Here is a 20,457-nt window from a genome sequence, read left to right as displayed (position 1 = left end):
GGGTTGGCATGCGAAGGAATCGGATTCCGGCCGTGGCGGGATTGCTGGGCGTGGCGCTGCTGTTGGCGGGCTGCTCCGGATACACCGGGGTGGCGGCGCTTGACCGGGCCGCGGGCCCTGGCGATGTGTTGCCGCCGGGCATCACGATGATCCAGGACTTCGACGCGGCAAGCGTCCGCCTGCTGGCCTCCCACGAGGGGGTCAAGTATTTCGCCGGCACCACCACCGACAAGACCACTGCCTGCATCCTGGTCCAGCCCGCGGGAAACGATCCCGACTGGGTCGCCGGGTGCGGCGGCGCGGGTGCCGCGGGCGAGATCGTGGAGGTCTCCGGCAACAACCCCGCGCGCACGGTGGTGCTCGTGCGGGACGATGCGGACACCCGGGACCTCGAAGCCGACGGGTTCACCCGGCTGCACACCAACGTCCTGGTGCGCGGCGGCGCCGCGGCCGGCACCGGCTAGGCCACGCGGTCCCCGGGTGATGCGGCAAGGGGGCCTGGAACCGCATCAAGTTGCGGTTCCAGGCCCCCTGCCCTTGGAGGACCCGAAGGCGGCTTCTAAGCCGTGAAGGTGAGCCCGGTCAGGCGCTCGTAGGCCTCGATGTAGCGCCCGCGGGTGCGCTCGATGATTTCCGCCGGCAATGCCGGGGGTTCGGCGCCCGAGGCCTTGTCCCAGCCGGAGGCCTCCGAGGTGAGCCAGTCGCGCACGAACTGCTTGTCGAACGAGGGCTGCGCCTTGCCCGGTGCGTAGGTCTCCGCGTCCCAGAAGCGCGAGGAATCCGGGGTCAGCACCTCGTCGCCCAGGGTGATCTCGCCGTTGGACGGATCGATGCCGAACTCGACCTTGGTGTCGGCCAGGATGATGCCGCGGGTGCGGGCGATCTCTTCGGCGCGCAGGTACAGGGCCAGGGTGGCGTCGCGCAGGTCCGCGGCCTGCTGGCCGCCGATGCGTGCGGCGGTTTCCTCGAAGGTGATGTTCTCGTCGTGCTCTCCGACCTCGGCCTTGGCCGAGGGGGTGAAGATCGCCGGTTCCAGCTTCGAACCGTCGACCATGCCGCCCTTCAGCGGCAGCGCGCACACGGTCTGGCGTGCCTTGTACTCCGCCAGGCCCGAGCCGGTGAGGTAGCCGCGGGCGATGCATTCGATCGGGAACATCTCCAGCTTCTTGCAGACCATGGCACGCCCGGCCACGGCCTCGGGGACGTCGGTAGAGATGACGTGGTTGGGGATCTCGCCCAGCTGCTTGAACCACCACAGGCTCAGCTGCGTGAGCACCTTGCCCTTGTCGGGGATCTCGGATTCCAGCACGAAGTCGAAGGCGCTGATCCGGTCGGAGGCAACCACCAGCACGCGGTCGGTTTCCTCGAAGGAGGAGCCGGCCGGGACGTAGAGGTCGCGGACCTTGCCCGAGTAGAAGTGGGTCCAGCCCGGGAGATCCAGGGTTTCGGTTTGCAGGCCTGACATTTAGTTGCTTCCTTCCGCGACGCTGATCTGGCCGTTGGCGGCCTTCAACGCGATGTCGGTGCGGTGCTGGGCACCGTCCCATGAGATGGCCGCGACCCCGGCGTAGGCCTTGTCGCGGGCCGCATGCAGGTCGGCGCCCAGGCCCACGACCGCGAGCACGCGGCCGCCGGCGACGATGACCTCCCCGGCCTCGTTGTTCGTGGTTCCGGCGTGCAGCACCGAGACGTCCTCGATGGCTTCGGCCGCATCCAGCCCGCGGATGGCGGCACCCTTGATGGGGTCCTCCGGGTAGTTTTCGGCGGCCATGACCACGCCGACGGCGGTTTCGGGGCGCCAGTGCAGTTGCTCGGCGTCGTCCAGCTCGCCCGTGGCTGCGGCCATGAGCAGGGCACCGAGCGGGGTCTTCAGGCGTGCGAGCACGGCCTGGGTTTCGGGGTCGCCGAAGCGTGCGTTGAATTCGATGACGCGGATGCCGCGCGAGGTGATGGCCAGCCCGCAGTAAAGCACGCCGGTGAAGGGGGTGCCGCGGGACTCCATGTCGCGCAGCGTCGGGTAGGCGACGCGTTCCATGACCTCGTCGACGAAGCCGGCGGGCAGCCACGGCAGCGGCGAGTAGGCGCCCATGCCGCCGGTGTTCGGGCCCTCGTCGCCATCGAAGATGCGCTTGAAGTCCTGGGCCGGGGCCAGCGGGACGGCGTGGGTGCCGTCGCAGATCACGAAGAGGGAGACCTCGGGGCCGTCGAGGAACTCCTCGATGACCACGGTGCCGCCGGCTTCGAAGCAGGTTTCGGCGTGGGCCAGGGCCTCGGAGCGGTCGGAGGTGACCACCACTCCCTTGCCCGCGGCCAGCCCGTCGTCCTTGACGACGTAGGGGGCGCCGAAGGCATCGAGTGCCTCGGCTGCCTCCTCCGTGTTCGTGGCGACCTTGGCCATCGCGGTGGGGACTCCCGCCTCGGCCATCACGGTCTTGGCGAAGGCCTTGGAAGCCTCCAGCTGGGCCGCCGCCTTGGTGGGGCCGAAGACGGGGATGCCTGCGGCGATCAATGCATCGGCCACACCTGCCGCCAGCGGTGCCTCGGGGCCAACCACAACCAGTTCCGAACCCAGCTCGCTGGCCAGGGCCACCACCGCGGCGGGGTCCTGGGCATCGATTTGGTGGGTGGTGACATCACGCGAAATCCCGGCATTGCCGGGTGCGCAATGCAGGTCGGAGACGTAGGGATCCGCAGCCAAAGCGCGGATCAGTGCATGTTCGCGGCCGCCGGGGCCAATAACCAGTACCTTCACGAGGCTTAAGCCTACCGGGTTCGGCCCGGCCGGTCCCGCACCGGGTCGCCATCCCGACGCATTGCCGCCGGCTTGGCCTTCATTGGGCCCGGCAGCCGAAGCCTATGCTCGAGTACATGGATCAGGAAACCAAGTGGCAGCAGCAGGCGCGCCGGGACCCCGCCCAGGCCCGGAACTACATCGGCCGGTTCGCGGAGTTGCGCGCATCGGGCGCGGACCTTGACGGCGAGGCACGCTTCGCCGATGCCATGCTTGCCCGCGGCTCGCGGGTGCTGGATGCCGGATGCGGGACCGGCCGGGTCGGCGGAGAGCTGGCCGCGCGCGGCCACCGGGTCACCGGGGTGGACCTTGATGCCGAACTGCTTGCCGCGGCCCGCACCGATTTTCCCGGCTCGCGCTGGCTGGAGGGCAACCTCGCAACACTGGATGTGCGCGACGGGGCCGGGGAGCGCGAGCGCTTCGACCTGGTGATCTCCCCGGGCAACGTGCTGGCCTTCGTCGCCCCGGGCACCGCCGCTGCCGTGCTGGGCGCGCTGGCGGACCATCTGGCACCGGACGGTCGGCTCGTCGTGGGCTTCTCACCGCTGAAGGGCTACGCGCTGGAGACCTTCGAAGCGGACGCCGCGGCGGCGGGCCTGCGGATCGACACGCTCTTTTCCACCTGGGACATGCGGCCCATGCGGCCCGGCGCGGACTTCGTGGTGGCCCTGCTGGGCCCGCCAAGACAGTAAACTGGGTCACATGGCCGAAACCTTGCTTGCTTCCGACACCGTGGACCTCGTTGTGCTCGAACGCAACGGCTTCATTGAATCCCGCCACCGCGGAACAGCGGTGGTCGTCAATGCCGCTGGCGAGGTGCTCGACGCCCTGGGAAACCCCAATGCCCTGGTCTATCCACGCTCGGCGCTCAAGCCGTTCCAGGCCCTGGCCTCCATGCAGTCCGGGGTGCCGTTGCGCGGCGCGCAGGTGGCCCTGGCCTGCGCCAGCCACGACGGCAGCACCGAACACACCAAGGTGGTCGAATCCATGCTGGCCAAGGCCGGCCTGTCGGAAGCCGACCTGTTGTGCCCGGCCGCCTGGCCGTCGCACGAGGAAACCCGCACCGAGCGGATCCGAGCGGGGCTTGGCAAATCCGCGATCAGCTTCAACTGCTCCGGAAAGCATGCCGCGTTCCTTTGGGCGTGCGCCGAGAACGGGTGGGACACCAAGACCTACCTGTCCTCCGGGCACCCGGTGCAGCAACGGGTCATCGGCGTCATCGAGGAGTACGCCGGCGAAACCATCTCGCACCTGGGCGTGGACGGCTGCGGCGCGCCGGTTCCGGTGATCTCCCTGGCCGGGCTGGCCCGCGCCGCCTCGAAGCTGGCCCAGGCCCCCGGCAACAAGCATGCCGATGCCCGGGCGGCAACGATTGCCACCGCGATGCTCGACTACCCGTGGGCCGTCCAGGGACACGGCAAGCCCAACTCCGTGGTGATGGAGGACCTGGGCGTCATTGCCAAGCTCGGCGCCGAGGGCGTGCTGCTGCTGGCGGCACCGTGCGGGATCGCGGTCGCGGTGAAGATGAGCGACGGTTCGGGCCGCGGAAGCGACCTGCTGGGACTCACGCTGCTGGCCAACGCCGGCGCCATTTCCACCGACCAGCTCACCGACATCCTGGCCAAGTTGACCAGCCCGGTGCTCGGCGGCGGGGTCCCGGTCGGCGCGCTGCGCCTGGCCTCCCCCGTCATGGACCTGCTGGATTCCTGAGCAGCCGTGGCCATCAAGCGACGCATCGATCCGGCCGAGGGCAACCGTGCCTTCCGCCGCTGGATCGACACCGACGAAGCGGTGGCGGACGCGCTGCCGCGCCCGCTCATTGCCATGGCGGTGCGCTACACCCTGGAGGAACTGGCCAGCCGGGCCGAGGGCAACTCCGTGGAGGTGCGGGTCCCGCCGTTCGGGGTGACCCAGTGCATTCCCGGTCCCCGGCACACCCGCGGCACTCCCCCGAACGTCATCGAGCTGCCCGCGGCGCTCTGGCTCGCGCTGGCCTCGGGCAAGATCGGCTGGGAAGCCGCGCTGGCCACGGGCAAGGTCACCGCCTCCGGACTGCGGGCGGACCTGTCGGCCGAACTGCCGCTGGTTTAGTACCCTAGAGGGTATGGAATCCAGCCAGCACCCCAGCAATCCCACCCCCGCAGACAAGGCCGCCGACGACATCGAGGTCGAGGTCTACGCTGCACCCAAGTTCTGGCCGTTCATGGGCATCGGCGCCCTGCTGGGCGTCATCATCGCGTTTGCTTCCGCCTTCACCGGCGAGGAATCCACCGACTTCTCCCGGGCCGCGGTGGCGGGCTTCCTGTCGGTCGCATTCGCCTTCTTCGGCGTATTGCTCGCCGGCATCGTCTTTCTGGTTGTGGATCGCATCACACGCAAAAAGGCACGTCGTGCGCTTGCGGTGCCGATGGGTGACCCAGAACACCGCTAGAAGCCGGCTTGTGGGAGGCTTCACGCCCCAACGGGCATCCGGCTCGTGAGAGAATAATTGCTATGGCGCGTGGTGACGGAAACCTAAATCATGATCTTTTGCCCAACGAGAAGGGCCCGCAGGATGAGTGCGGTGTCTTTGGTGTGTGGGCTCCCGGCGAGGAAGTAGCGAAGCTGACCTATTACGGTCTCTATGCGCTGCAGCATCGAGGGCAGGAATCGGCCGGATTGGCCACTAGCGACGGGGCCCGGATCAATGTCTACAAGGACATGGGTCTGGTCTCCCAGGTGTTCGACGAGAACACCCTCAATTCGATGCAGGGGCACCTGGCCATTGGCCACTGCCGCTACTCGACCACGGGCGCCAGCCACTGGGCCAACGCCCAGCCGACGCTCGGCCCCACCTCCGCCGGCACGGTTGCCCTGGCCCACAACGGGAACCTGACCAACTCGGCCGAGCTGATGGAAATGGTCAGGAACGAGCAGGAAGAATCCGGGGAAAAGGTCCGCGGCGAAATCGCCCAGGGCAACACCACCGACACCGCACTGGTGACGGCGCTGCTCAACGGTGCCGAAGGCGAATCCCTCGAAGAGACCGCCCTGTCGTTGCTGCCCAAGCTGCGCGGCGCCTTCTGCTTCGTCTTCATGGACGAACACACCCTCTACGCGGCACGCGACACCTACGGCGTGCGCCCGCTGGTGCTGGGTCGCCTGGAACGCGGCTGGGTCGTGGCCTCCGAGCAGGCCGCACTGGCCACCGTGGGCGCCAGCTTCATCCGCGAGATCGAACCGGGCGAGTTCATTGCCATCGACGAAGAGGGCGTGCGTTCGCAGCGCTTCGGCGAGGCAACCCCCAAGGCCTGCGTCTTCGAGTACGTCTACCTGGCCCGTCCGGATGCAGCCATCAACGGCCGCTCCGTGTACGAGTCCCGCGTGGAGATGGGCCGCCAGTTGGCCCGCGAGAACTCGGCGGACGCCGACATCGTCATCCCGGTCCCCGAGTCCGGCACCCCGGCAGCCATCGGCTACGCCGAGCAGTCCGGCATCCCCTTTGCCCACGGCTTCGTCAAGAACGCCTACGTTGGACGAACCTTCATCCAGCCGTCCCAGACGCTGCGCCAGCTGGGCATCAAGCTCAAGCTCAACGCCCTGGAACCGGTGATCAAGGGCAAACGCGTGGTGGTGGTCGACGACTCGATCGTGCGCGGCAACACCCAGCGCGCCGTGGTGCGCATGCTGCGCGAGGCCGGTGCCGCCGAGGTCCACGTGAAGATCTCCTCCCCGCCGGTGAAGTGGCCCTGCTTCTACGGCATCGACTTCGCCACCCGCGCCGAGCTGATCGCCAACGGTGCGGCCGTCGAGGAAATCGGCAAGTCCATCGGAGCCGACTCGCTGGCCTACATCTCCGAGGACGGCATGATCAATGCCACCGAGCAGAAGCGCGAACGCCTGTGCACCGCCTGCTTCACCGGGGACTACCCGATCGCCCTGCCGGGTTCCGAGAGGCTCGGCAAGAACCTGCTTGAACGTAGCAACCAGGCGGGATGTGAGCCGGGCCCGGATGCAGAGTTCGAGTCGGCCCTCACCGCCGAAGACAAAACACCGCGCAACTAAGTAAAGGACCATCAGAGATGACAAGCGCCACCCCTGAGAATTCCGGAATCACCTACGCTTCGGCCGGTGTCGATGTCGAGGCCGGTGACCGCGCCGTTGAATTGATGAAGGGCGCCATCAAGGCCACCCACAACGCCAACGTCCTGGGCGGTGTGGGTGGATTCGCAGGCCTCTACGACGCCTCGAAGTTCCTTTCCTACAAGAAGCCGCTGCTGGCAACCTCCACCGACGGCGTCGGCACCAAGGTCGCCATCGCCCAGGCCATGGACATCCACCACACCATCGGCCAGGACCTGGTCGGCATGGTCGTCGATGACATCGTTGTGGTCGGCGCGGAGCCGCTGTTCATGACCGACTACATTGCCTGCGGCAAGGTCGTCCCGGAGCGCATCGCCGACATCGTCCGCGGCATCGCCGAGGGCTGCCAGATCGCCGGCACCGCGCTGGTCGGCGGCGAAACCGCCGAGCACCCGGGCCTGCTGGGCGAGCACGAATACGATGTTGCCGGTGCCGCCACCGGCATCGTCGAGGCCGACGGCCTGCTGGGCCCGGAGCGCGTGAAGGACGGCGACGTCGTCATCGGCATGGCCGCCTCGGGCATCCACTCCAACGGCTACTCGCTGGTCCGCAGCATCGTGGCCCACGCCGGCTGGGCGCTGGACCGCCACGTGCCGGAGTTCGGCCGCACCCTGGGCGAAGAGCTGCTCGAGCCGACCCGCATCTACACCATGGACTGCCTAGACTTGATCCGCACGTTCAACGTCGACGGTGCCATCGACATCCACGGTTTCAGCCACGTCACCGGCGGCGGCCTGGCGGCCAACCTGGCCCGCGTGCTGCCTCAGGGCCTGATGGCCACCGTGGAGCGCAACAGCTGGGAACTTCCGGCCGTGTTCAAGGTGATGGCCGAGCTTGGTTCCGTGCCGCAGCCGGACCTGGAACGCACGCTGAACCTGGGCGTGGGCATGGTTGCCATCGTTGACGCCGCGGTGGCCGACGCTGCGCTGGCCCGCCTCAACGCCCGCGGCATGACCTCCTGGGTCATGGGCAAGGTCGGAACCATCACCGACGATGCCAAGGCCGCCGGCCTGGATTACGTCCAGGGCGCCAAGGGCGTCGATGGCGGTGCCGTGCTGATGCTCGGCAACTTCGCCGGTTAACTGCCACAAGGCCGAGGGACCGCACCCGATGGGTGCGGTCCCTCGCTCGTTAAGGTTCTTGGTCGCGGCCGGGAGACGGGTCACGTGGTGGTGATGCCTCCCGCGGCAGGGGAAACCCCGGCGCCCCAAGGGATCGAGCTGGCCCGGCTCGCTGCCGGCGGCCGGCATCCACTCCAACACCCGTCCTGCGTCGATTGCCAGCGCCCGACAGCGGATGCGAAAGCCCTACATGGGTCGGCGCGTGGTCCCGCCGAGCGGTTCCTCCAGGATGTCCAGTGTCTCAGCGATGTTGCTGCGCCACCGGAAATCGGCCTTGGCATCTCCCCGGGTGGGTCCGCCGTTGATCAGCCCGACCGGCTTGCCGGCGTTGCGGGCGTCCAGCAGCAGCTTGTAGCCGCTCATGACCGCCAAGGAGGAACCGATCACCAGCAGCGAGGCGGAGCGCGCCTCCATCGCCTTGAGCCGGACCTTGCGTTCGGCCGGGACGTTTTCCCCGAAATAGACCACGTTGGGCTTCAAGGCCTGCGAGCCGCAGACCAGGCAGCCGACCATGTGGAACTCGGCCACGTGCGCATCATCCAGTGACACGTCGCCGTCCGGGTTCACCAGTGAGGGATCCAGGTCGACGCGTTCAAGATACCCCGGGTTGGCTTCGTGCAGCCTCGCGTCGAGGTGTTTCCGGTCTTCCAGGGCCCCGCAATTCAGGCAGCTGATCTGCTGCAGGTCCCCGTGCAGGGGGATGACATTCAGCGAGCCGGCTGCGACATGCAGCCCGTCGACGTTTTGCGTCACGATGCCGCTGATCCTGCCCTGTGCTTCCCATTGGGCCAGGCGTCGGTGGATGGGGTTGGGCGAGGCCTGGGCCATGTGCCGCCATCCCACGAAGCTGCGTGCCCAATACCGGTGGCGGGCGCTGGGCTCGTGCTGGAACTCCTGGTAGGTCATGGGCCGGTGGCGACGCAGGGACCCCTGGGGCCCCCGGTAGTCGGGGATCCCGGAGTCGGTCGAGACCCCGGCGCCGGTGAGCACCAGCACCGAGCTGGCCTCGAGCATCCTGCGGATGCCGGCGGCGGCGACCTGCGGATCCTGCAGCGGTGCGGTCTCCCCCACCACGCGTTCGATGGAACGGATGGCGGCGCGATGCGCCATCCGGATGCCTAGTTCGCCTTCATGCAGCATGTGGACCTATCGCTGCTTCCCGGGCAAGGCAAAGGCCGCGGTCACTAGCGCCGCTGGGGGCGTAGTGGCCACGGCTGCCGTGTTCACGTATTGGAGAACCGATAACCACAGATTGCTCTGGGGTCACTTCAGGGAGTCGGCGCATCAGCTGATGCGCCGTTGGTCGTCCTCGTCGTCATCGTCAGCGTACTTGTCTTCGTAATCCGAATAATCGGATTCGAAGGGTACGTCGACAGGGCTTGGTGCCGTGGTGCTGTGACCACGGCTCTTCCCAAGCTCGCGTTCCAAGGCGGACAAATCAGTGGCCGGGGAGAAATATTTCATGTCCCTGGCCTGTCGTGTCGCTTTTGCCTTCTGACGGCCGCGCCCCATGGCGTGACCCCCTTTTTTCAGTAGATCTGGAGGTGGTCCACCCGTATCAGGCGGAGGCCCCAGAATATGTGACTAATTCTTTCGTATTTCAAGGTTAACATGATTCCGCGGCGAGTGCCTGCCCGGAACCACCGTTCCGCCGGTAGAGTATTATTTTGTCCACCAAGTCGACTGCCACCCGCCCGGGAGCTTGCTTGCCTGATCCGCCACCGCCAGAGCCAAGAGCTGCGCTTCCTGCTCTAAGTGCCATGTCACAGACGCGTTCGTGGTGGCGCGCCCCGGCACTTTGGGCCTTGCTCGGGGCACTGGGAATCATGCTGATTTTCATCTACGGAGCCAACAGGTTTTTCGGCCAGGATAACGCCACGGCGCCGGTCCCAGAAGTGACACGAAACGCATCCCCCGGCATCGACGGGGTCATTGCCACGAATGTCCCGGCGGACCAGCTGCGGGTTGGCGATTGCCTTCAGGGATTCAACGGCCCGCTGGAAACCTCCACTGTGGTGACCTGCCTGACCGCACACAATGCACAGCTGATCGGCACCTTCACCATGGATGGAGAGCAGTTCCCCGGACCGGCAGGAATCCTGTCGCGGTCCGAGGAACTGTGCAAGTCAATTGCACTGGATCCCGCCAGCCCCCTGGACACGGGTTGGTCATATCAATTCTCGCGCCCGTCCGAAGCCACCTGGAAAAACGGCGACCGGCTGGTCGCCTGCTTCCTGTCACTGAACGAGGGCAGCGTTCGGGTCTCGATGCTGCCTTCCGAATCCGCGGGTTTGAACACCTGACACTTGCTGCCGACCCGTTCGCCGAAGCAGGCCGGGCACGACGCGGCCGGCGCCCGAAGAGCTGTTCGCGCGTCGGGCACCGGCCGTTCCCCGTGGACCGTTAGTTGCGGCGGGAGGTCAGGGACAGCCCGTTGCCGTCCTCGCCGACGCCCACCACGACGGTGTCGCCGTCCAGAATGGTCCCGAGCAGCAATTGGCGGGCCAGCCGGTCCCCGATCTCGCGTTGCACCAGGCGGCGCAACGGCCGGGCGCCGAAGGCCGGGTCGAATCCGGTGAAGGCCAGCCAGTCGCGTGCATCGTCGTTGACCTCCAGCACCAGGCGGCGACCCGCCAGGCGCTTGGCCAGCGAGTCGACCTGCAGGGCGACGATCGAGCCAAGCTCGTCCAGCGAGAGCGCGTCGAACATGATCACATCGTCCAGCCGGTTCAGGAACTCGGGCTTGAACGAGGCGTTGACCAGGTTCATCACGGCCGCGCGCTTGGCGTCTTCCTCCAGCGTCTGGTCGACCATGAACTGCGAGCCCAGGTTCGAGGTCATGATCAGGATGACGTTGCGGAAGTCGACGGTGCGTCCCTGCCCGTCGGTCAGTCGCCCGTCGTCGAGCACCTGCAGCAGGATGTCGAAGACTTCCGGGTGGGCCTTTTCGACCTCGTCGAGCAGCACCACCGAGTAGGGGCGGCGGCGCACCGCCTCGGTGAGCTGTCCGCCCTCCTCGTAGCCGACGTACCCCGGAGGGGCACCGACCAGCCGGGCCACGGAATGCTTCTCCCCGTACTCGGACATGTCGATGCGCACCATCGCGCGTTCGTCGTCGAAGAGGAAGTCGGCCAGGGCCTTGGCCAGCTCCGTCTTGCCCACACCGGTGGGGCCCAGGAAGAGGAACGAGCCGGTGGGGCGGTCGGGATCCGAGATTCCGGCCCGGGCACGGCGCACCGCATCGGAGACCGAGGCGACAGCCTTCCGCTGGCCGATCAGCCGGTGGCCCAGGAAGTCCTCCATCTCAAGCAGTTTCTGGCTTTCGCCCTGCAGCATGCGCCCGGCCGGGATGCCGGTCCAGGCGGAGATGACCTCGGCGATGTCGTCGGCGGTGACTTCCTCGGCGACCATCGATTCCTGCGTTCCCGCAGTGGCCTCGGCCGCGGCGGCGTCCTTCATCTCCCTTTCCAGCGCGGGGATCTCCCCGTAGAGCAGCCGCGAGGCGCTTTCCAGGTCGCCCTCGCGCTGCAGCTTCTCGGCGCTCGAGCGCGCCTCGTCCAGCCTGACCTTCAGGTCTCCGACCCGGTTCAGCCCGGCCTTCTCGGCCTCCCAACGGGCGTTCAGCGCATCGAGCTCCTCCTTCTTGTCGGCCATGTCGGCGCGCAGCGCATCGAGGCGTTCGCGGGAGGCGGGGTCGGTCTCCCCGGCGAGGGCAAGCTCCTCCATGGTCAGCCGGTCCACCGATCGACGCAGCGCATCGATTTCCTCCGGTGCGGAGTCGATTTCCATGCGCAGCCGGCTCGCGGCCTCGTCGACCAGGTCGATGGCCTTGTCCGGGAGCTGGCGTCCGGCGATGTAGCGGTTGGACAGCGTTGCTGCGGCCACGAGTGCGGAGTCGGCGATCGTGACCTTGTGGTGGGCCTCGTAGCGCTGCTTGAGCCCGCGCAGGATCGCGATGGTGTCATCCACGCTCGGCTCCCCCACGTAGACCTGGGCGAAGCGGCGTTCGAGTGCCGGATCCTTCTCGATGTTCTGGCGGTACTCGTCCAGCGTCGTGGCACCAATCAGGCGCAGCTCGCCGCGGGCCAGCATGGGCTTGAGCATGTTGCCCGCATCCATTGCCCCCTCGGAGGCTCCCGCGCCAACGACGGTGTGGATCTCGTCGATGAAGGTGACGATCTGCCCGTCGGAGGACTTGATTTCCTCCAGGACGGCCTTGAGCCGCTCCTCGAACTCGCCGCGGTACTTGGCCCCGGCGATCATGGAGCCCAGGTCCAGGGCGATCAGTGTCTTGCCGCGCAGCGACTCGGGAACGTCCCCGGCCACCATGCGCTGGGCCAGGCCCTCGACCACGGCGGTCTTGCCGACTCCGGGTTCCCCGATGAGCACCGGGTTGTTCTTGGTGCGTCGGGAGAGTACCTGGACGACACGGCGGATCTCGGCGTCACGCCCGATCACCGGGTCGAGCTTGCCCGAGCGGGCAATGGCCGTCATGTCGGTGCCGAATTTTTCCAGGGCCTGGAAGGTGTTTTCGGGATCGGGGTTGTTGACCTTGCGGTCGCCCCTGATACCGGGCAGCGCGCTGTCCAGGGCCTGGCGGGTGGCCCCGCTTTCGCGCAGCGCCTTGCCGGCGGCCCCGGTGTCCTCACTGAGTCCGAGCAACAGGTGCTCCGTGGAGACGAAGCTGTCCCCCATGGACGCGGCGGCCTGCTGGGCGGCGGTGATGGCCTGCAGGATCCCGCGGGAATACTGGGCCTGCGCCACGTTGCTTCCCGAGGAGCTTGGCAACGCCTTGATCGCGGCACTGGCCTGGACCGAGACCTGGTCCGGGTCGACGCCGGCAGCCTTCAACAGGGCGACCGCGACCGATTCGCGCTGGTCGACCAGCGCCTTGAGCAGGTGGGCCGGCTCCACTTGGGGATTCCCGGCCGTGGAGGCGTTCATTCCCGACGCGGCGAGCGCCTCCTGGCTTTTGGTTGTTAGCTTGGTGTCCACGCTGGTCCTTTCATGGTTGGGCATTCACTCAAACTTGAGTCTACTCCACTCAACTATGCTCCGGCGAGCAATATTCCCCGTGAAATTCAAAACACCGGCGACCCGGACACGGGTCGCCGGCGCTTCGGCATACAGGTTCAGTTGTGGCCACGGGCCGGTGCCGTGGGGTTCGGCTTGGTTCGGACCCGATGGCCGGGACCCAAGCAGGCCTTCCGGCAGGAGAAGCTAGGCCGCTCCGGCGCCGCCCTTGGCATCCTTGATGGCGGAGATCTCGAACTCGAGCAGTACCCGTTCGGATACCAGGACTCCCCCGGAATCAAGCGCCTTGTTCCAACTCACGCCGTACTCGCGGCGGTCGATCCGTCGGCTGCCCTCGAAGCCCGCACGAAGGTTGCCGAATGGATCGGTCTCGACGCCGGTGAATTCGAGGGGTACCGCAATCTCTCGCGTGGTCTCCTTGATCGTCAGTTCGCCGTTGACGATGAAGCTGTTCTCGTCGACCTGGTCTATCCGCGTGGAGCGGAAAACGATGTTTGGGTACTTGGGTGCGTCGAAGAAGTCGTTGGTCCGCAGGTGCTGGTCGCGGTCGGCATTGCGCGTGTCGACGCTGGCGACCTTCACGGTCATCTCGACACTGCATTTGCCCATGTCTTCGGCGTCGATGTGGACGGTTCCCTCCACCTCGTTGAAGGCGCCCCGCACCTTCGTCACCATCGCATGGCGCGCATTGAAGCCGATGCGAGTGTGCCCTGGATCGAATCGCCACGTCCCCGCGTAGGCTGGATCGAGCTGGGTCATTGGTCCCCCTTGTAGTTGCTGTACGGGTGGACGTGTCCGCCCGGCTGGTGCTTACACTACCAACGCAATGTCCGCCCGTCTCCTGTTCCCCGCGACTTTTTGCCAAGGCCCGCGGCGCAACAACCGCCGATGCTTCCGCCGGGGACGCACGGGTCATTCCACTGCGCTGCACGGCCGGCAGGATCGGCGACACGACGAAACCCCGGCGCCGCCTGGCGAGACGGTGGTGGGCAGGATTTCAAAAAGCCACGGGCATTCGACCGGAGGTCGACAGCTGGCGGATCAATGAACCCCGGCGTAGCCCGGAACATGCGCATCAGCGATGCGTGGACCGGATTATCCCCGGGCGGCGGCCTCAAGCACGGCGATATCCAGCTTTCGCATGGGCATGAACGCCTCCGTCACCCGACGGGTGACTTCCGGATCCGGGTCGCCGAGAAGTTCTACCATCCGCACCGGGACCACCTGCCAGGACACCCCGAAACGGTCCTTGAGCCACCCGCACTGGCTTTCTTCTCCTCCGGCGGTGAGCTTTTCCCAGTAGTAGTCGACCTCGGCCTGGTCCTCGCACATGATTTGGAAGGAAATCGACTCGTTGAACTTGAAAAGCGGCCCTCCGTTGAGGGCCACGAAGGATCGGCCGTTGAGGTTGAATTCCACCGTCAACGGCTCGCTGGACGGTTTGCCCTGCGAGTCCATGTCGAGGTGGGAGACGATTGCGGAATTCGGAAAGATCCCGGTGTAGAACCGGGCGGCGTCCAGCCCCTGGCCGTCAAACCACAGGCAGTTGATCAGGTCTTTCATGTGATGGTCCCATCCCGTTTGTGTGTGGAATTGTTTCCCACCCCCAAAGGCTAGAAAGGTGTTCGGCATGATTCAAGGGGCAGCGACAAAAACGGGTGCGGAAGTTTTCCGTGCCTCATTCTTGGGCTTCGTTCGGCCCACGGATGTTGCCCGGATCCACTCGCGACGGCAGGCCTACCGGTACGTGGGGATGTACTGGGTGCTGGGAACGATTTCCTTGCCCAGGGGCATGAGGGAAATCGGGATCATCTTGAGGTTGGCGATGCCCAGCGGGATGCCGACGATGCTCACGAACATCGGGATCGCGGTCAGCACGTGGCCAATGGCGATCCAGATGCCGGCCACCAGCACCCAGATGACATTTCCAATGGTTGAAAAGGCTCCCACCCGGCCTCGGTCCACCACCGTGCGCCCAAAAGGCCACAGCGCATAAAGGGCAATCCGGAAGGAAGCAATGCCGAAGGGGATGGTGACAATGAGCAGGCAGCAAATGATGCCGGCCAGCATATATCCCGCCGCCAGCCAGATACCGCCGAAAACAAGCCAGATGACGTTCAGGACCACTGAGAGGGTGTTTCGCATGTATCCAGCTTCGCCCATGATCCCGTGCCGCGCCATGGGGTAATACCCTGAGGCGTCCCCCAAGTGCTTGATAACGCTTTCTAACGATTCGCGCCGATTGCCCCGAGGATTCGATAAGCGTGTGGCAAACAGGCAAGATTATTGGATGCCGTATGCGTTTGCCCGAAAATCTTCCCTGCTTGTTTCCGGACTCCTCGTGATCGGACTTCTGGCAGGTTGCGCACCGGCACCAGGATCCCCCAAGTCCCCGCGGGATTCGATCCAGGAGATCGCAAACGCGTCATCCAACTCGGAGGGCCAAAACTCCGACACCCTTCCCCTGTTCCTGGTTCCGGACCTGAATCCGGTGACCGCGACCGATGAGCACCGCCGTATCTTTACCAAGCATTTCGAGGTTTCTTCCGTTCCCGCGGTGGCCCGGTCCCAGTCAGACCTTGTCACGGAGCAGGTCGATGCATTCAAGTCCACGAATGTTCCGGATGTGGCTACGGGGGAACGGCCCGTGGCGGAACTGAACATGCGCAGCCATCTCACGGCCGTTTCCACCCGGGTCCTGGGCATCCGGGTCAACACCTATGAGTCCACCGGCGCCGGTGCCGGGACCCGGTACGTGACACAGTGGTTCAACCAGGACGCACCCGCGGCACTGGGAACCAGGGACTTGTTTGACAGCGACGAGGACTGGGCGCAGTTCAAGGAGTTCATCGCCCAGGCAGCAACCGCCGATCCCAGGGTTTTCGTCGGGAGCCTGCTGGACCTCGATGACGCCTGGCTGGACTCCGTGAATTTCGACGCGTACGGAAACGCCCTGGTGGAATTCGATGACAACAGCGTCGGCCCCGGCTCGGCCGGCCCAATTGTCGTGAAGGTCGATGCCGAGCACGTTGCCGCGTTGCTCTCCGGGTTCGGAACCCTTGCCCGCACGGCCGCAACGTCTCCGAGTCCCCGGGTGCAGCTGGGCCTGCTGCAGGACCGGGCCAGCCAGGCACCCGGCGGCGGTGTCGCGGCGACGAGTCCGGAATCCGTTCACGATGCCGGCAAGGAATCCGAGGGGGCCGATCGCAACCGGCGACCGCAACGTGCCGTCGACTGCACGGCGACAAAGTGCGTGGCCTTGACCTTCGACGACGGACCGGGCCCGAAGACCGGGAAACTGCTCGACACCCTGCGCGAGGGCAACGCACCCTCCACGTTCTTCGTCATCGGCCCCAACGCCAAGCTGCGTCCCGAGATCTTGGCCCGCATGGTGGCCGAGGGCCACGAAATCGGGAACCACACGTGGAACCACCGCTCGCTCACCTCGCTGTCCTCGGCGCAGATCCAACGTGAGATTGACCGCACCAACGCGGCGATCGCCAAGGCCGTCGACCAGCCCGCCACCCTGTTGCGCCCTCCCTACGGCGCACACAACTCCATCAGCGACCGGCTCGCGAGCACCCCGGTGATCCTGTGGGACGTCGACACCCTGGACTGGAAGCACCGCAACACCGAAAAGGTCGTCGACGCCGCGATTTCCCAGACCACGCCGGGGTCGATCGTGTTGATGCATGACATCCATTCCAGCACCGTGGCGGCGGTCCCCAAGATCCTTTCCGGCCTGCGCGCCAAGGGCTATACCTTTGTCACCGTCACCGAGCTCATGGGCGATTCGGCACTCAAGGCAGGAGAGAGCTACGCCCGCGGCCCGCAACCGGCAAAAGCCTCCGGTGCCAAGGGCGCCAAGGCAACCCGGTGAAGTTCGCTACCCTTAAGCCCATGAGCATTCCCCCAGAGCGCAAGATGCCGGTCAGCGGCCGCGCCGTCGAAGACCTCGCCTTTTACCGATCCGAACCAGTCTCGTTTGTCCGCCGTGGCAACCGCCTGCAGGGCCGCCGTGCCGACGCCTGGGAACGCACCGCCCGAAAGTACATCATCGAGCCGCCGCGCGAGCAGGCAGACACCTCGGTGGCCGAGGGCTACCAGTTCGATCGGGAGGCCATCTTCGGCCGCAAGGCCCCGCTGATCGTGGAGATCGGCTCGGGCCTGGGCGAAGCCATGGCCTTTGCCGCCAGCGAGCACCGCGACAAGGACTTCCTGGCCGTCGAGGTGTACCGCCCCGGATTGGCAGCGCTCATGGTGCGGGTGGAAAACAACGAGCTGACCAACGTGCGCGCGGTCCAGGCCAACGCGCCGGAGGTGCTGGACTCGATGCTTCCGGCGGCCTCGGCCGACGAGGTCTGGATCTTCTTCTCCGACCCGTGGCACAAGATCCGCCACCACAAGCGCCGCCTGATCAAGGATTCGTTCGTGAAGAAGCTTGAGCGCGTGCTGGTCCCCGGCGGCGTGGTCCGCCTTGCCACCGACTGGTCCAACTACGCCGAGCAAATGCGCGAGGTCTTTGACGCGGCCGACGCGTTCACCAGCCTGCACCCCGGCGAGCTGGCCGGCGAGGACAGCAACCTCACCAAGGTGCGCCGCCTGGGCCTGGAGAAGGACGAGAAGGATCCCGCATTTATCGACGAGCGTGGGGGCTGGGCTCCCCGCTTCGAGGGCCGCACGTTGACCAGCTTCGAGGGCAAGGCGCTCAAGGCCGGCCGGATGATCTTCGACCTCGCCTACCGCAAGGCGCCGTAGCCGGTCGGTGTTGCTGCGGGCGGTGTCGGGCTTCTCTCCGGCACCGCCCGCCGTGCTTAAGCCAGCGGTTGCTGCCCGGTGGTGATCAACGCCAGGTTGCGCAGGGACAGCGTGTCGGGGTCCCGGTAGCCGCGGGGCGAGCCCGGATTCCCCGGCAGGTGCTGGGAGGTGTTGTGCCCGGTGGCGGCATGCAGTCCCAGCTCCGGGATGGCACCGACGTTGAACTCGTGGCCGGAAAGCAGCTTGCGGCCCGAGAGCGCGCGGCCGAACCACGCCAGTCGGTCGCCCGCGGCGATGGCCTCGTAGATGTTGTGTGGCGGCACGTTCAGGCGCCCCGGGCTGCGGGACAGGTGCCGGGGAATCCCGGCCGAACCGATGGTGGCAAGCGCCTGGGCGTGGACCGCGTACCCGGATGCCGGATCAAGAACCTGGGCGGCAAGCATGGCGGCGTAGGAGTGGGCTTCGAGTGCCAGGTGCGGGGCGTCGGGCCTCAATCGGGCAAAGGTGCCCAGGTCCTTCCCGAGCCGATGCAGGCCCCGCCGGGCGGCATTGTCCAGCAGGGCGCTGGCCAGGTTCGGGGCGGGGTATCCCAGCCACGCGACCACCGCGGGTTCGGCGATCCCGACCTTGCGTTGTTCCAGGTAGAGCTGCCCGGCTTCCCGTACGCTGCCCCACATCGCGTTGCGCGCCCTGATCCCGGTTCCGGAAAGCTGGAAGGTCACGTGCGTGGCGGTGTCCAGCTCCCCCACGGCAACCGCGGCCAGCGGCTCGCGGCCGGACAAATCCAGGTACAGCAGGTGGCGTGCGGGAATGTCCGGGTCCATGGCCCCGGGGCTCAGCGCATGGGCTGTCCCGTCGAGGGCCTGGCGGTGGGTGGTGCGCAGCCGTCCGCGGATCTTGCACAACGCCTCGAAGCGGCGCCGGGCCGTGGCGGAGAGACGGGCGTAGTCCTCGGTCGGTGGCATAGGGGGTGTCCCGGTGCGGCGGCTACTTGCCGCGCGGCTTCCACACGACCACGGCCTGGCTGCGGCCGCGCGGGCGCTGCCCGCGGGCCAGGGAGACCACGTCCCCGGTGCTCCCGGCGGCAAAGACGCGTCCCAGGCCCGCGGCCTGGTGGGCGCTGCGCAGGGCGAAGACCTCGTTGCTCAGTTCGCCAACCCGCATGCGCAGGGCGGCGACCTGGTTTTCCAGGGCCATGATGCGCCTGATGCCTTCCAGCGAGACCCCGTCCTTGGACAGGCGCTGGATCTCGCGGAGCAGTTCCACGTCGTGCTCGGAGTACCGGCGTTGCTTGCCGCCCTGGCGGGAGGGGGAAACCAGGCCGAGGCGGTCGTATTGGCGCAGCGTCTGGGGGTGCATGTCGGCCAATTCGGCTGCAACTGAAATGACGAAGATCGGCCTTAGTCGGTCAGTGCCCATGATCCTTGCCTTTCATCCGGTTTCATCCACCGTAGCCAATATCCCGGTGGAGCGAAGGGCCCCGCGTCGCCGGTCAGGCGGCGCGGGGCCCGGAGGTGTCTAGAGTTTTGCGCGGGAGACCAGGGACTCGCGCGGGTTCTCGCCCTTGGTTGCCTCGGCGAAGGCCTCGACGGCCGCCTTGGCTTCCTTGGAGAGGTTCTGCGGGACCACCACGTCCAGGGTGACCAGCAGGTCGCCGGTGGCCTTGGAGGTCTTGACGCCGCGGCCCTTGAGCCGCAGCGTGCGCCCGGTTGCCGATCCCGCGGGGACCTTCACCTTGACGCTTTCCCCGGTCAGTGTCGGCACCTCGATCTGTCCGCCCAGTGCGGCCTCGTCGAAGGTGACCGGGACGTGGATGCGGATGTTGTTGTCTTCACGGATGAAGACCGGGTGCGGGCTGACGGTGACCTTGACGATCAGGTCACCGGCGCCGGCGGAACCGGGCGATCCCTTGCCGCGCACGCGCACCGACTGCCCGTCCTTGATCCCCGCGGGGATCCGCACGTCGATGACCTCGCCGTTGGCCTCGCGCAGGCCGATGGTGGTTCCCTTTATGGAACCGGCGAAGGAAATGGTGGTGCTTGCGGTGCGGTCCGCGCCCTTGCGCGGCGCCTGCTGACCGAAGCCCCCGAAGCCGCCCCCGCCGCCAAAGAGGTCGGCGAATTCCGGCGGCACCTGGCCGCCGCGGCGGCTTCCTCCGCCTCCGCCGCCACCGAAGAGGTTGGAGAAGACATCCTCGAATCCGCCGTTGCCCGGTGCCCCGCCTTGGCCGCCGGCGCTGAAGCGCGCCCCGGAGCCCATGGCACGGATGGCGTCGTATTGCTGGCGGTCCTCGGGATCCGAGAGCACCGAGTGCGCCTCGGTGATGTCCTTGAACTTCCGCTCGGACGCGGGGTCCCCGGCGTTGGTGTCCGGGTGGTGCTTGCGGGCAAGCTTCCGGTACGCCTTCTTGATGTCCGCGTCGCTGGCGTCCTTGGAGACGCCAAGAATGGCGTAGAAATCCTTTTCGACCCAGTCCTGACTTGCCATCAGGCGCCTCCTTTGGTGGTGAAATTCGCTGTGGATGGCCCGCCGGAAATTCGCGGCGGACCAGAAATCTGTGGGTGGTGCTTCACCAAGTGTGCGGCGGATCGCTGGTTCCCCCCAAGGGGAAGCGAAGCGATCCGCCGCATA

At 66.8% G+C, this 20,457-nt stretch carries 21 protein-coding genes; 10 read left to right on the top strand and 11 right to left on the bottom strand.

Annotated features, from left to right (window positions below; genetic code table 11):
• The first annotated feature begins 8 nt into the window (after positions 1 to 8).
• Entirely contained in the window at positions 9 to 464 is a 456-nt protein-coding gene (locus tag J2T21_RS15630; protein ID WP_307582524.1) for a hypothetical protein, read from the top strand.
• A 95-nt stretch (positions 465 to 559) separates the two neighbouring features.
• On the opposite strand, the gene J2T21_RS15625 is transcribed toward J2T21_RS15630, so the two are convergent.
• A complete protein-coding gene (locus tag J2T21_RS15625; RefSeq protein ID WP_307582523.1) occupies positions 560 to 1,465 on the bottom strand; it encodes a phosphoribosylaminoimidazolesuccinocarboxamide synthase in 906 nt (301 codons plus the stop codon).
• Positions 1,466 to 2,752, bottom strand: coding sequence for a phosphoribosylamine--glycine ligase (purD, locus tag J2T21_RS15620; RefSeq protein ID WP_307582520.1), 1,287 nt, complete (start codon positions 2,750 to 2,752; stop codon positions 1,466 to 1,468).
• A 116-nt stretch (positions 2,753 to 2,868) separates the two neighbouring features.
• Between purD and J2T21_RS15615 the strand changes: the two genes are divergently transcribed.
• The 6 genes from J2T21_RS15615 (at position 2,869) to purM (ending at position 7,995) form a co-directional block, all read left to right on the top strand.
• A complete protein-coding gene (locus tag J2T21_RS15615; protein WP_307582519.1) occupies positions 2,869 to 3,483 on the top strand; it encodes a class I SAM-dependent methyltransferase in 615 nt (204 codons plus the stop codon).
• Positions 3,484 to 3,493: 10 nt separating this feature from the next.
• The gene (locus J2T21_RS15610; protein ID WP_307582517.1) at positions 3,494 to 4,501 is read left to right on the top strand and encodes an asparaginase; all 1,008 of its coding nucleotides are present in this window, start codon (positions 3,494 to 3,496) and stop codon (positions 4,499 to 4,501) included.
• Between the two features lie 6 nt (positions 4,502 to 4,507).
• A complete protein-coding gene (locus J2T21_RS15605; RefSeq protein ID WP_307582515.1) occupies positions 4,508 to 4,882 on the top strand; it encodes a sterol carrier family protein in 375 nt (124 codons plus the stop codon).
• A 13-nt stretch (positions 4,883 to 4,895) separates the two neighbouring features.
• A complete protein-coding gene (locus tag J2T21_RS15600) occupies positions 4,896 to 5,222 on the top strand; it encodes a hypothetical protein (RefSeq protein ID WP_307582514.1) in 327 nt (108 codons plus the stop codon).
• A 62-nt stretch (positions 5,223 to 5,284) separates the two neighbouring features.
• Positions 5,285 to 6,835 (top strand): amidophosphoribosyltransferase, encoded by a 1,551-nt coding sequence (gene purF / locus J2T21_RS15595; RefSeq protein ID WP_307582513.1) that lies wholly within the window; start codon positions 5,285 to 5,287, stop codon positions 6,833 to 6,835.
• 17 nt (positions 6,836 to 6,852) lie between these two features.
• Positions 6,853 to 7,995 (top strand): phosphoribosylformylglycinamidine cyclo-ligase, encoded by a 1,143-nt coding sequence (purM, locus tag J2T21_RS15590; protein ID WP_307582512.1) that lies wholly within the window; start codon positions 6,853 to 6,855, stop codon positions 7,993 to 7,995.
• A gap of 225 nt (positions 7,996 to 8,220) precedes the next feature.
• Here the strand turns inward: purM and J2T21_RS15585 are convergent, their stop codons facing one another.
• Both J2T21_RS15585 and J2T21_RS15580 read right to left on the bottom strand, forming a co-directional pair.
• Positions 8,221 to 9,144, bottom strand: a complete 924-nt coding sequence (locus J2T21_RS15585) for a Sir2 family NAD-dependent protein deacetylase (protein ID WP_307582510.1) — start codon at positions 9,142 to 9,144, stop codon at positions 8,221 to 8,223.
• A 174-nt stretch (positions 9,145 to 9,318) separates the two neighbouring features.
• Positions 9,319 to 9,546 (bottom strand): DUF3073 domain-containing protein, encoded by a 228-nt coding sequence (locus J2T21_RS15580; protein ID WP_307582508.1) that lies wholly within the window; start codon positions 9,544 to 9,546, stop codon positions 9,319 to 9,321.
• A 248-nt stretch (positions 9,547 to 9,794) separates the two neighbouring features.
• On the opposite strand from J2T21_RS15580, the gene J2T21_RS15575 reads away from it, so the two are divergent.
• The gene (locus tag J2T21_RS15575) at positions 9,795 to 10,337 is read left to right on the top strand and encodes a hypothetical protein (protein WP_307582507.1); all 543 of its coding nucleotides are present in this window, start codon (positions 9,795 to 9,797) and stop codon (positions 10,335 to 10,337) included.
• A gap of 100 nt (positions 10,338 to 10,437) precedes the next feature.
• Here the strand turns inward: J2T21_RS15575 and clpB are convergent, their stop codons facing one another.
• The 4 genes from clpB to J2T21_RS15555 form a co-directional block, all read right to left on the bottom strand.
• Positions 10,438 to 13,029: an ATP-dependent chaperone ClpB gene (gene clpB / locus J2T21_RS15570; RefSeq protein WP_307582538.1), complete on the bottom strand. Its 2,592-nt coding sequence runs from the start codon at positions 13,027 to 13,029 to the stop codon at positions 10,438 to 10,440.
• A 225-nt stretch (positions 13,030 to 13,254) separates the two neighbouring features.
• On the bottom strand, positions 13,255 to 13,827 hold the full coding sequence (locus tag J2T21_RS15565) for a YceI family protein (RefSeq protein WP_307582505.1): 573 nt from the start codon (positions 13,825 to 13,827) through the stop codon (positions 13,255 to 13,257).
• Between the two features lie 336 nt (positions 13,828 to 14,163).
• Entirely contained in the window at positions 14,164 to 14,631 is a 468-nt protein-coding gene (locus tag J2T21_RS15560) for a VOC family protein (RefSeq protein ID WP_307582503.1), read from the bottom strand.
• Positions 14,632 to 14,805: 174 nt separating this feature from the next.
• On the bottom strand, positions 14,806 to 15,213 hold the full coding sequence (locus J2T21_RS15555; protein ID WP_307582501.1) for a YccF domain-containing protein: 408 nt from the start codon (positions 15,211 to 15,213) through the stop codon (positions 14,806 to 14,808).
• Positions 15,214 to 15,409: 196 nt separating this feature from the next.
• Here J2T21_RS15555 and J2T21_RS15550 point away from each other — a divergent pair, with 196 nt between their 5' ends.
• Positions 15,410 to 16,948 (top strand): polysaccharide deacetylase family protein, encoded by a 1,539-nt coding sequence (locus tag J2T21_RS15550; protein WP_307582499.1) that lies wholly within the window; start codon positions 15,410 to 15,412, stop codon positions 16,946 to 16,948.
• Positions 16,949 to 16,968: 20 nt separating this feature from the next.
• Positions 16,969 to 17,826, top strand: a complete 858-nt coding sequence (trmB, locus tag J2T21_RS15545) for a tRNA (guanosine(46)-N7)-methyltransferase TrmB (RefSeq protein ID WP_307582497.1) — start codon at positions 16,969 to 16,971, stop codon at positions 17,824 to 17,826.
• A 56-nt stretch (positions 17,827 to 17,882) separates the two neighbouring features.
• Here trmB and J2T21_RS15540 read toward each other — a convergent pair whose 3' ends face one another.
• From J2T21_RS15540 to J2T21_RS15530, 3 genes are all read right to left on the bottom strand, one after another.
• Positions 17,883 to 18,791, bottom strand: a complete 909-nt coding sequence (locus tag J2T21_RS15540; RefSeq protein WP_307582496.1) for an alpha/beta hydrolase — start codon at positions 18,789 to 18,791, stop codon at positions 17,883 to 17,885.
• Positions 18,792 to 18,813: 22 nt separating this feature from the next.
• On the bottom strand, positions 18,814 to 19,245 hold the full coding sequence (locus tag J2T21_RS15535; protein WP_307582494.1) for a heat shock protein transcriptional repressor HspR: 432 nt from the start codon (positions 19,243 to 19,245) through the stop codon (positions 18,814 to 18,816).
• Positions 19,246 to 19,344: 99 nt separating this feature from the next.
• Positions 19,345 to 20,313 (bottom strand): DnaJ C-terminal domain-containing protein, encoded by a 969-nt coding sequence (locus tag J2T21_RS15530; RefSeq protein ID WP_307582492.1) that lies wholly within the window; start codon positions 20,311 to 20,313, stop codon positions 19,345 to 19,347.
• Between the last annotated feature and the right edge of the window lie 144 nt (positions 20,314 to 20,457).

The sequence above is a fragment of the Paeniglutamicibacter psychrophenolicus genome, from assembly GCF_030812255.1.
In the GTDB taxonomy this organism is placed as follows: Bacteria; Actinomycetota; Actinomycetes; order Actinomycetales; family Micrococcaceae; genus Paeniglutamicibacter; species Paeniglutamicibacter psychrophenolicus_A.
The sequence above is the reverse complement of the archived record's forward strand: the minus strand, read 5'-3'. Positions and strand labels throughout refer to the sequence as shown.

Coding starts and splice junctions, on each gene's coding strand:
- J2T21_RS15615 (WP_307582519.1), top strand. CDS start 2,869: ATGGATCAGGAAACCAAGTGGCAGCAGCAGGCGCGCCGGGACCCCGCC.
- J2T21_RS15540 (WP_307582496.1), bottom strand. CDS start 18,791: ATGCCACCGACCGAGGACTACGCCCGTCTCTCCGCCACGGCCCGGCGC.
- purF (WP_307582513.1), top strand. CDS start 5,285: ATGGCGCGTGGTGACGGAAACCTAAATCATGATCTTTTGCCCAACGAG.
- J2T21_RS15585 (WP_307582510.1), bottom strand. CDS start 9,144: ATGGCGCATCGCGCCGCCATCCGTTCCATCGAACGCGTGGTGGGGGAG.
- J2T21_RS15555 (WP_307582501.1), bottom strand. CDS start 15,213: ATGCGAAACACCCTCTCAGTGGTCCTGAACGTCATCTGGCTTGTTTTC.
- J2T21_RS15575 (WP_307582507.1), top strand. CDS start 9,795: ATGTCACAGACGCGTTCGTGGTGGCGCGCCCCGGCACTTTGGGCCTTG.
- J2T21_RS15535 (WP_307582494.1), bottom strand. CDS start 19,245: ATGGGCACTGACCGACTAAGGCCGATCTTCGTCATTTCAGTTGCAGCC.
- purM (WP_307582512.1), top strand. CDS start 6,853: ATGACAAGCGCCACCCCTGAGAATTCCGGAATCACCTACGCTTCGGCC.
- trmB (WP_307582497.1), top strand. CDS start 16,969: ATGAGCATTCCCCCAGAGCGCAAGATGCCGGTCAGCGGCCGCGCCGTC.
- J2T21_RS15560 (WP_307582503.1), bottom strand. CDS start 14,631: ATGAAAGACCTGATCAACTGCCTGTGGTTTGACGGCCAGGGGCTGGAC.
- J2T21_RS15530 (WP_307582492.1), bottom strand. CDS start 20,313: ATGGCAAGTCAGGACTGGGTCGAAAAGGATTTCTACGCCATTCTTGGC.
- J2T21_RS15630 (WP_307582524.1), top strand. CDS start 9: ATGCGAAGGAATCGGATTCCGGCCGTGGCGGGATTGCTGGGCGTGGCG.
- J2T21_RS15600 (WP_307582514.1), top strand. CDS start 4,896: ATGGAATCCAGCCAGCACCCCAGCAATCCCACCCCCGCAGACAAGGCC.
- J2T21_RS15580 (WP_307582508.1), bottom strand. CDS start 9,546: ATGGGGCGCGGCCGTCAGAAGGCAAAAGCGACACGACAGGCCAGGGAC.
- J2T21_RS15610 (WP_307582517.1), top strand. CDS start 3,494: ATGGCCGAAACCTTGCTTGCTTCCGACACCGTGGACCTCGTTGTGCTC.
- J2T21_RS15625 (WP_307582523.1), bottom strand. CDS start 1,465: ATGTCAGGCCTGCAAACCGAAACCCTGGATCTCCCGGGCTGGACCCAC.
- J2T21_RS15565 (WP_307582505.1), bottom strand. CDS start 13,827: ATGACCCAGCTCGATCCAGCCTACGCGGGGACGTGGCGATTCGATCCA.